Below are 7,533 nucleotides of genomic sequence, written 5' to 3'. Positions count from 1 at the left end.
GGGACACGGCTGAGAGGCCTCACGGGGGTCGAGGGTGGACGGGACGGCCCGGGGAGACGGGCTGAGTCCTCTCGTTCCCCGGGCGTCACGCCTTCATGCCGCTTCACACCGGCCACACACGGCCATCGCGGGTTAGGTGCAGACCCTTATCGCCGAGGGTGTTTCAGTCGCTACCAAGGGTGCTGTTCGGGGGTTTTTCCGGCAGGATCGTGTCAACGGTTTCGGTCGCCACACCGAGGGCGCGGAGTACGAACCTGGTCACCAGGGCGTGGGTCTCCTCCAAACCGACCTCACCGCTCACCAGGGGCAGACGTCGCGATCCCACCATGGACAGGGTGAGCGAGGCGACACGTTCGCACGGCAGCCGGTCGAACTCCCCGGCGGCGGTCCCCTCCTCCAGGATCTCGGTGAGCAGCCGTTGCATCGGGGCCACGTGCGCGGCCAGCGCCTGGTAGGCGTCCGGTCCGAGGCTGGCGCCGAGCTCGGCGGCGGGCGGGTGCGGATGCGCGACGATGCCCTCCAGTTGGAGGCGCACGAAGGCCGATAGGCGGCGCGCGGCCGACACCCCCGACGGGAGCTCGCGCTTGTACCGTTCCATGAACGCCGCGCTGACCTGCTCGGTGAAGGCGAGCAGGAGCGCGGGCTTGTCCGGGAAGTAGTTGTACAGCGCGGTGCGGGTGATGCCCGCGGCGTTGGCCACGTCGGTCATGGAGACGCGGTCGATCCCCTGGGACCTGATCAGCTCGTCGACGGCGTCCATGATGCTCTCCCGTGTGCGGGCACGGTGAGCGGCGATGGTCGGAGCCGTGATCTTGGGCATGCTCCTATGGTGGCATGTCGTGCGGGCCCGGGGGCTCTCTCGTGGACCACGGGGCGTTGTTCGGGCGCCCCCGAACACGCCGAAGCGCCGGCGGCGCCGAGGAACACCGCTCAGACGTGCCGGCGGCCCAGGTCCGCGAGCACCTCCGTGTTGAGCTGGTAGGCCAGACGGGTCTCCTGGACCAGGAAGGCGGCGGCGCCCTCGGCCAGGGGCAGGGAGTCGAGGCGTTCGCGGTACCCGGAACGGAACTTGGGCAGGCTGCCCAGGGAGCCGAAGTCGTAGAAGGCCACACCGGCGCCGTCGGAGAACCCGTAGGTCTTGGCGGCGATCCGGCGGATGAACTGCCCGCCGGAGACATCGCCCATGTAGCGCGTGTAGTGGTGGGCGACGAACCCCTCGGGGTGGTCGGCCATCTGATCGATGCGCGCCACGTAGGTACGGGTGGCCGGGCTCGGTGAGACGCGGTCCGCCCAATCCGTGCCGAGCAGTCGCTCCAGGTCGGCCTCCAGGGCGGGGATCCGCTCCAGTTCCGGGTAGTGGAAGCGGCCGGCGATCGGATCGTCGGCCAGTGCGCGACCCACCCGCTCCAAGGCGAGGTAGGCGAAGTAGTGCTGGGCGACCATGGCCGTGTAGCCGTCGAGGGAGAGCTCGCCCTCCAGCAGTGCCTTGGTGAAGCCGTGATGCTCCGCCGCGGCGTGGTCGTTCCAGGTGGCGGCCTTGAGACGTTCGGAGAACGACTGAGGGGCGTCGGTGGCCTGGGTGGGATCCGGGGACGAAGTGGGGGCCGGAGCCGTGACGCTCATCGACATTCTCCCTCTTTCCATTAGGCGCGTTTATGACATGATGTCATTTAGGTGTCCACGCCTGTCAAGACGGATACGACACTCTGTCATAAAAATATGGACGAAGGTCCCGCTCCAGGTGCTCTGAGTCACGGCCGTGGCCGGGGTTCTACGTCCGAGTCGTATGTCTCTCGTCGCCTTACCTGGTCAAGTGGTCGGTGGGGCGTTTATCGTTTGGATGTCGTGCGGTCCGAACCGCCAGGAGGGGCCGAGGCGTCCGCTCCGGGTCGGTGGCGTGCCGGCACGTCCCACGGACCGTGAACCATGAGGCGATGAGTGGATACCAGGAGAACAGGGCACGATCCCATCGAGGCGATCGGTGACGGAGCGGCCGAGGCCGCACGAGGTGGCGCCGCGGACGGCGGCACCTCCCTGGTCGACGACACCATCCTGACCGACCGGGTGGAGGCTACCGTCGAATCGGTTGACGTCCTGCTGATCGAAGACGACCCCGGCGACGCCTTCCTCGCCGAGGAACTTCTCGCGGACACAGTGCTCACCACCCGCATCACCTGGGTGTCCACCCTCAAGGCCGCCCGCCCGCACCTCAAGGGCTTCCGCGGCTGCGTCCTGTTGGACCTCAACCTCCCCGACGCGCAGGGGCTCGACCTCCTGCGCGAGGTCCTCGACGGCGCGCCGGCCGCCGCCGTCGTCGTCTTCACCGGACTCGACGACGAGCACGAGGGCATCGCCGCGGTCTCCGCCGGAGCCCAGGACTACCTGGTCAAGGGCCAGGTCGACGGTTCCCTCCTCGCCCGCAGTCTGCGCTACTCCCTGGAGCGGCGCCGCGCCGACGAGAACGCCCGGCAGCTGCGCGAGGCCCGACTGAGCGCTCGCGAGAACATGCGTTTGGAACGCGGTCTGCTGCCCCAGGTCCTGTTGGAGCGTTCGCCCCTGAGCCACCGCGCCTACTACCGGCCCGGCCGCAAGCGCGCCCTGGTCGGCGGCGACTTCTATGACGCCATCGAGAAGGACGGCACCACGCACGTCATCATCGGCGACGTCAGTGGACACGGACCCGACGAGGCCGCGCTCGGAGTCAGTCTGCGCATCGCCTGGCGCGCCTTCGTGATGAGCGGAGTCGCCGAGGAGTTGGTCCTGCCCAACCTCGAACAGCTCCTGGTCAGCGAGCGCGCGCAGGAGGAGATGTACGCGACACTGTGCATGGCCAGCCTCGACACCGGCAGCGAGCGCGCCCGCATCCGCAGCCTGGGGCATCCGCCGCCGATGCTCATCACCGATCACGTTGCCGAGGAGATCGAGGCTCCGCCGCAGCCGCCGCTGGGCGTCTTCCCCGTCGACCAGGACGAGTTCACCGAGATCCTCCTGCCCCGTGGGACCAGCCTGCTCTTCTACACCGACGGCCTGGTCGACGCCTACGACGGCGGGCCGCCCATGCGCTTGGAGGTCGCCGGTCTGCGCGATCTGGTCAACGGGGTGCTGGGCCAGGGCGTGGCCTTGAACAACCTGCCCGAACACCTCGTGGACGAGGCGGAGCGCAGCAACGGTGGACCGCTCCAGGACGACGTGGCGATGCTGCTCATCAGCCACGGAGAATCCGCTTGAGCCCCGCCGGGGAGGAAGACCGCACCATGGACACCGAGCCCTCGACCGGCTCCGAGAACGGCGGGGAGGAGGGGGCCGGGCGGGAGCGGGACGAACACGCGTCCACCGCGACCCCCTCGTCCGCCATCGGCACCCTGACCCGGGACGTGTATCCCGCCCGCCACTCCTGGAGCCTGCGCCGTCGGGTCACCAGCCTGCTGACGGTCGTCGCCGTCGTGCTGGTGGTGGCCGTGTCGGTGATCACCCTCGCCGCCTTCCAGGCGCGAGACTCCCTGACCCTTCAGGTGGAGTCGCTCACACCCGGCCTGAGCACCGTCGAGCAGACCCGCTCGGCCTACCTCAGCCAGGACCACGCCCTGCGGGGCTACATCCTCACCGGGGACCGGGACTTCCTCCAGCCCTACACCGAGCAGCGCATGTCGCTGGCCGAGTACCGCAACGCCCTGAGCATGCTGGCGGAGGAGAACGAGGACGTCGCGCCCAAGGTCGAGGAGCTCATCGAGGCCGGTGACGTGTGGAGCGAGGACTTCGCCGAACCGGTGTCGGAGAAGGTGCGCGCGGGTGAGGCGCCCACCCAGGAGGACCTCCAGCGCGGACGCGTCCTCTTCCTGGAGCTCAACCGGGCCGCCGACGCCACCACCAACCACCTGGAGAACGAGATCGCCGAGGCCCAGAGCGGCCTCACCCTGGCCACCCAACAGGTCGTGGCACTGCTCGTGCTCGTCGGGCTGGTCGTGGTGTTCATGTCGGTGTTCCTGTGGGTGATGCTCCAGCAGTGGGTGCTGCGTCCCATGGAGGACCTGGCCGGACACATGCGTCAGGTGTCCGAGGGCTATTACGCCCACCGCATCATCCTGCACGGGCCGCCGGAGATCGTTCAGCTCGGTCAGGACGTGGACGCCATGCGCGAACGCATCGTGCAGGACCTGGACGAGGTCGCCTCCGCCCGACGCAAGCTCCAGGAACAGTCCAGCCTCCTGGAACACCAGACCGAGGAGCTGCGCAGGTCCAACCTGGAGCTGGAACAGTTCGCCTACGTCGCCTCGCACGACCTCCAGGAACCGCTGCGCAAGGTGGCCAGTTTCTGCCAACTCCTCCAGCGTCGCTACCACGGTCAGCTGGACGAGCGCGCCGACTCCTACATCGACTTCGCGGTCGAGGGCGCCAAGCGCATGCAGACCCTCATCAACGACCTGTTGGCCTTCTCGCGGGTGGGACGCACCAAGAACTTCGCGACCGTGGACCTGAACACGGCCCTGGACGACGCCCTCAGCAGCCTGGAGAGGAGCCTGGAGGACACGGGAGCCGTCGTCACCGGCGACCCGCTGCCCAGTGTCCAGGGCGACCGCACCCTGCTCACCCAGGTCTTCTTCAACCTCGTGGGCAACGCGATCAAGTTCCGTGGCGAGCAGGCGCCCGAGGTGCGGCTGGAGGTGGAACGCGAGGGCGACGAATGGGTGTTCGCCTGCTCCGACAACGGCATCGGCATCGAACCCCAGTACGCCGAACGCATCTTCGTCATCTTCCAGCGCCTGCACACGCGGGACAAGTACACCGGCACCGGGATCGGCCTCGCCATGTGCAAGAAGATCATCGAGTTCCACGGTGGTCGCATGTGGTTGGACACGAGTTCGGTGAACGTGCACAATCCCGAAGGGTCCGAAACCACGGACGGGGAGGACTCCGGCCGGACCGGAACCCGCATATGCTGGACTCTGCCCGTCGACACCGAGGCGGAGGCCGCGCAGGTCACCGCGTCGGAGACCGACGAGGGAACCGAACCGGCCAACGAGGCCGTTAATGGCGTCGAGGGCACCGAGGCCGTCGAGTCCGCCCCCGCGGACGAGGCGCCGACCACCACACGAGAGTCCGGTGTCACCGAGTCGGAGACCGAACCCCCGGTCGACGGACCGGAGGGGGAGCGTCCCCTGCCCTCAGAGGACACCGGCGGTACGGCACCGCCCGGTCACCGGTCGGGGCCCGTATAGGGGTCTGGAAGCTTGAGCGAGGTCATGTTGGTGCATCCCATCGAGGTGCTGCTGGTCGAGGACGATCCCGGTGACGTCCTGATGACCAAGGAGGCGTTCGAGGAACACAAGCTGGGCAACCGCCTGCACGTGGTCTCCGACGGCGTCGAGGCGCTCCGCTTCCTGCGTCGTGAGGGCGAGTTCGCCGACGCCCCGCGGCCCCACCTGATCCTTCTCGACCTCAACCTGCCCCGAAAGGACGGCCGGGAGGTCCTGGAGGAGGTCAAGAGCGACGATGACCTGGCCCACATCCCCGTGGTCGTGCTCACCACCTCCGAGGCCGAGGAGGACGTGCTGCGCAGCTACCGCCTGCACGCCAACGCCTACGTGCCCAAACCGGTGGACTTCGAACAGTTCATCCGCGTGGTGCGGCAGATCGACGACTTCTTCGTCACCGTGGTTCGCCTGCCCAAGGGCTGACGAGAGCCGAAGGGACGAGGAATCGGCTGTGGCGCGCGCACGCACCGTGCCAGAACGGGTGGGTGCGGCGGATCTTCGTTACGGTAAGGGACATGAGTCTGCCGGAACCGCGTGACCCCGCCGGTCCCTACCGCGTCAGCGTGGTGTGCCTGGGAAACATCTGTCGATCGCCGATGGCGGAGAAGGTGCTCACCGCGGACCTCGAACGTGCCGGGATGAGCGACCTCGTGCGGGTCGACAGCTCCGGCACGGGCGATTGGCACGTGGGCGGTGGGATGGATCCCCGCGCCGCGTCCACTCTGCGCGTGCACGGGTACCTGACCGACCACACCGCCCGTCAGTTCGAGTCCTCCGACCTGGCCGGCCGGGACCTGATCCTGGTCATGGACCTGGACAACTTCGACGACCTGCGCCGGGTCGTGGACGAGCGGGGGGAGGAGTTCGGGTTCGACATGTCCCGGCTTCGACTGTTCCGTTCCTTCGCGCCGGGCGGCGGGCCCAACCCCGAGGTGCCCGACCCCTACTACGGGGGCGACGACGGCTTCACCGCGGTCTTGAACATGGTGGAGGCCGCCGCCAAGGGCCTGACCAACGAACTCGTCACCCGGTTGCGGGGTTGAGACGGTGGAGGGCGAGCCGATCGCGCACCTGCGCGGCCCCGGGGGAAGAGGCCCCGGCGCCGGAGGACACGGGCCGGACGGGCCGCGGGGACCACAGGGGCCCCGCCGCGACCCGTTGACCGGCACGCTCGCCGACCGGGTCTCCGCACTGTTGGGTCGAGAGGTGCGACGCGCCGCCAAGGCGGGCACCAGCCACGACTGGACCCTGTCCTACGCCGAGCTGAGCGACGGAACCCGCCTGTTCGTCAAGTCCCTGAGCCGAGGCTCGCCCGCCGTGGGGGTACTGACCGCCGAGGCCCGCGGCCTGGAGTGGCTGGGGCGGTGCTTCGGCTCCCCGGCGATCATCCCGGAGGGGTGGGACGAACACCTGCTGGTGCTGCCATGGGTGGCGGAGGACGAACCCTCGCCGGGCGCCGCCGAACGACTCGGCCGTCAACTCGCGGGAACCCACCTGACCGGTGCGGACGCGTTCGGCGCGGACTGGCCGGGCTTCATCGGACCATTGCCGCTCGACAACACCCCGAGCCACGACTGGCCCGCCTTCTACGCCGAACAGCGCCTGCGTCCCTACCTGCGACAGGCACGGGACCAGGGCTCGCTCACCCCGGGCGACGCCCGTGAGGTGGAGCGGGTCGTGGATTCGGTGGCGCGGTTGGCGGGCGAGGCCGAACCGCCTGCGCGCGTTCACGGAGACCTGTGGAACGGCAACGTGCTCTGGCGCGAACGCGACGCTGTGCTCATCGACCCGGCCGCGCACGGCGGTCACCGTGAGGCCGACCTGGCCATGCTGGCCCTGTTCGGACTGCCCTACCTGGACCGGGTGCGGGACGCCTACAACGAGGTGGCGCCGCTGTCCGCAGGGTGGCGCGGCAGGGTCGCGCTGCACCAGTTGCACCCTTTGCTGGTGCACCTGTGCCTGTTCGGCGCCGCCTACCGCACCACCACGTTGGAGGCCGCCCGCACGGCCCTGCGCGCGGGCTGAAGCCCCCTCACCCCTTGACGCTGCCGGCCAGCAGGCCGCGCACGAAGTACCGCTGGAGCAGGAAGAACACCAGCAGCGGGATGATCATGGAGACGAACGCGCCGGCGGTGAGCCGATGCCAGGCCTCTCCTCGGGTTCCGGCCAGTTCGGCGAGCCGTACCGTCAAGGGTGCGGTGGAGATGTCGCCTCCGGTGAAGATCAGCGCCACCAGCAGGTCGTTCCACACCCACAGGAACTGGAAGATGCCCAGGGACAC

At 69.0% G+C, this 7,533-nt stretch carries 7 protein-coding genes and 1 pseudogene; 5 read left to right on the top strand and 3 right to left on the bottom strand.

Annotated elements, in window-relative coordinates; translation table 11 throughout:
* Nucleotides 1-163 precede the first annotated feature (163 nt).
* Nucleotides 164-820, bottom strand: a complete 657-nt coding sequence (locus K8V84_RS08880) for a TetR/AcrR family transcriptional regulator (RefSeq protein WP_304072859.1) — start codon at nt 818-820, stop codon at nt 164-166.
* A 110-nt stretch (nt 821-930) separates the two neighbouring features.
* Complete coding sequence (locus K8V84_RS08875; RefSeq protein ID WP_304072857.1) at nt 931-1,623, bottom strand: biliverdin-producing heme oxygenase; 693 nt, start codon at nt 1,621-1,623, stop codon at nt 931-933.
* Between the two features lie 345 nt (nt 1,624-1,968).
* On the opposite strand from K8V84_RS08875, the gene K8V84_RS08870 reads away from it, so the two are divergent.
* From K8V84_RS08870 to K8V84_RS08850, 5 genes are all read left to right on the top strand, one after another.
* Nucleotides 1,969-3,228, top strand: coding sequence for a PP2C family protein-serine/threonine phosphatase (locus tag K8V84_RS08870; protein WP_304072864.1), 1,260 nt, complete (start codon nt 1,969-1,971; stop codon nt 3,226-3,228).
* Nucleotides 3,225-5,216, top strand: coding sequence for an ATP-binding protein (locus tag K8V84_RS08865; RefSeq protein WP_304072854.1), 1,992 nt, complete (start codon nt 3,225-3,227; stop codon nt 5,214-5,216). The genes K8V84_RS08870 and K8V84_RS08865 overlap by 4 nt, the downstream gene beginning before the upstream one ends.
* Before the next feature lie 24 nt (nt 5,217-5,240).
* Entirely contained in the window at nt 5,241-5,675 is a 435-nt protein-coding gene (locus tag K8V84_RS08860; RefSeq protein WP_017589192.1) for a response regulator, read from the top strand.
* A gap of 92 nt (nt 5,676-5,767) precedes the next feature.
* On the top strand, nt 5,768-6,295 hold the full coding sequence (locus tag K8V84_RS08855) for a low molecular weight protein-tyrosine-phosphatase (protein WP_304072851.1): 528 nt from the start codon (nt 5,768-5,770) through the stop codon (nt 6,293-6,295).
* A 115-nt stretch (nt 6,296-6,410) separates the two neighbouring features.
* Nucleotides 6,411-7,277 carry a fructosamine kinase family protein gene (locus K8V84_RS08850; RefSeq protein ID WP_304072849.1) on the top strand — a complete coding sequence of 289 codons (867 nt, stop codon included), beginning with the start codon at nt 6,411-6,413 and terminating at the stop codon, nt 7,275-7,277.
* A 7-nt stretch (nt 7,278-7,284) separates the two neighbouring features.
* On the opposite strand, the pseudogene K8V84_RS08845 reads toward K8V84_RS08850, so the two are convergent.
* Nucleotides 7,285-7,533 (bottom strand): annotated as a pseudogene (locus K8V84_RS08845) (carbohydrate ABC transporter permease); the annotation flags it as partial.

It is taken from the genome of Nocardiopsis listeri, from assembly GCF_020741345.1.
Lineage (GTDB): Bacteria > Actinomycetota > Actinomycetes > Streptosporangiales > Streptosporangiaceae > Nocardiopsis > Nocardiopsis listeri_A.
The sequence above is the reverse complement of the archived record's forward strand: the minus strand, read 5'-3'. Positions and strand labels throughout refer to the sequence as shown.

Coding starts and splice junctions, on each gene's coding strand:
- K8V84_RS08880 (WP_304072859.1), bottom strand. CDS start 820: ATGCCCAAGATCACGGCTCCGACCATCGCCGCTCACCGTGCCCGCACA.
- K8V84_RS08875 (WP_304072857.1), bottom strand. CDS start 1,623: ATGAGCGTCACGGCTCCGGCCCCCACTTCGTCCCCGGATCCCACCCAG.
- K8V84_RS08860 (WP_017589192.1), top strand. CDS start 5,241: ATGTTGGTGCATCCCATCGAGGTGCTGCTGGTCGAGGACGATCCCGGT.
- K8V84_RS08855 (WP_304072851.1), top strand. CDS start 5,768: ATGAGTCTGCCGGAACCGCGTGACCCCGCCGGTCCCTACCGCGTCAGC.